1 protein-coding gene and 1 pseudogene are annotated in these 1,629 nt (G+C 61.3%); one reads left to right on the top strand and one right to left on the bottom strand.

Translation table 11 applies throughout. The features are described from left to right. Positions 1-738: pseudogene (locus tag ABX749_RS32110) on the bottom strand (hypothetical protein); the annotation flags it as partial. Between the two features lie 336 nt (positions 739-1,074). Here ABX749_RS32110 and ABX749_RS32105 point away from each other — a divergent pair. After that, a partial coding sequence (locus tag ABX749_RS32105; RefSeq protein WP_372899630.1) for a hypothetical protein occupies positions 1,075-1,629 on the top strand: 555 nt, incomplete at its 3' end.

Raw genomic sequence — 1,629 nt, 5'->3', positions numbered from 1 at the left:
TTCGGTTTGGCCGTTGTAGGTGATCAGATCAAGCGCCTGGACCTGCCGTGTGTCGGTCCGCTGACGCAGCAGATTCAAGACCAACGCCGCGTTCTCTTTGCTAAGCAACCAGGCCTGGACACCGGGCGAGTCGACGTTGACGTGCTGCATCAACAGATGCGCCCGCGATCGCCAGTTCGGATTGCCGACCGTCATCACCCGCAACGACAACACCTGGGGATCTTTCTCACCGGCGACAAACCGGTCCACGATTCCCGATACCACTTGGTGCATTTCGGGGGTGTGATACACCGACAACTGATCGCGGTCGGCATTCAGAAAACCGAACGGAGATGTGAACCAGACGTCGGTTCCCGTTTCACGAAGCACCCAGTCGACGATCGCCTGCTCGGGATGGTCGTGTTTGGTCAGGTAACCGGTGTAAGGTCGCAGATCATAGATGCGGTGCTCCTGGCCGGCAGTCTGCGGCAGATTTCCGCCTCCGCTGGCTTGCCCACCGGGAAGCGGTGTCGGCCGGTTCGGAGGCGACATCGGTTGATTTTGTAAACTCGGTGGCGTTCCCGCGTTTTCGGGCATGCCTCCGGCGGCAGCGCCGGCACCGGTAGGACCAGCCGGCCCCGTGCCGGGCAGCGGCATCCCCTGAGCATGAACCGGATCGCTCGACACGGAAAAGGCGAGGAGAAAAGACGCGATCGCTGTCGCAAGACTCGCACTGGATCGATTCGGACAAAAACGCATGGCAGACCATCCCTGTAAGACCTGACGAACGGTTTCCTCCCGTCCGCTTCTTTGACCTTGGCTATAGCCGCCGCGCGGTCTCCAAGGCAAGGTGACTTCTGGTTTCTTTCCCATGCATCTCCAGCGGGACGCGTTAGCGAGCGGCGCGTGTGCAACGAACGTTCACCACGCGCCACTGGCTGACGCCGCGTGCTGGCATGCGGCCCCAACCCACCGGTCGGTTGCAGCAATTTCACCACCCCCGCCGCGGATGCACTTGCACCACAGCCACCAGGGGGCGATAAATGCGGTTCTTGTCGCCAGCGCATTTTCTCCGAAAGCAACCGAATCGCTGAAATGTCCGAGTTGCCGAACGAACTCCAGCCCACTTCCCGATCCCAACCTTCGCCCAATCCCCCCACCGACCCGAACACTGATCAAACGTACCGTCATCGGCTGCGTGAACTGGAACTGGAACTCGACAGAATCCGCTGCCAAGCCGACGCAGCACGACTGGACGCTCAAGCCGCCGAGTTGGAATTGCAGATTGAGCGGCTCCGCGAAGGCCTCGAACACGACGACGCTGCCGATCTGGAATCGGAGTTGCCTGTCGATCATCGGCCTGTCGATTCTCGACGCAGTCGGCTGCCAAAAGCCGCCACGGTCTTTCACCGCAACGAATCCAGCGCGGACGATTCCTCGGATGAATCGAGACGTGCCGAGCGCGATGCGGGATCCCGCCCGAATCCCACCGACCGGCGCTTTGAAAATTGGAACCAGGTGCGGGACGCGCTCGGTCTCTCTGTCGTCGCTCCATCGGGTAGCGACTCGTCGAGCGGCGACTGGCTCGGAACTCATTCGCAGGACTTGCGAAAGCGGGGTTCGAAACGAGAAGGCTCGCGGGTCGACCCT

This window comes from Stieleria sp. (assembly GCF_041595215.1).
Classification (GTDB): Bacteria; Planctomycetota; Planctomycetia; order Pirellulales; family Pirellulaceae; genus Stieleria; species Stieleria magnilauensis.
Note: the sequence above shows the minus strand (reverse complement) of the source record. Positions and strands in the feature narration are given on the sequence as shown.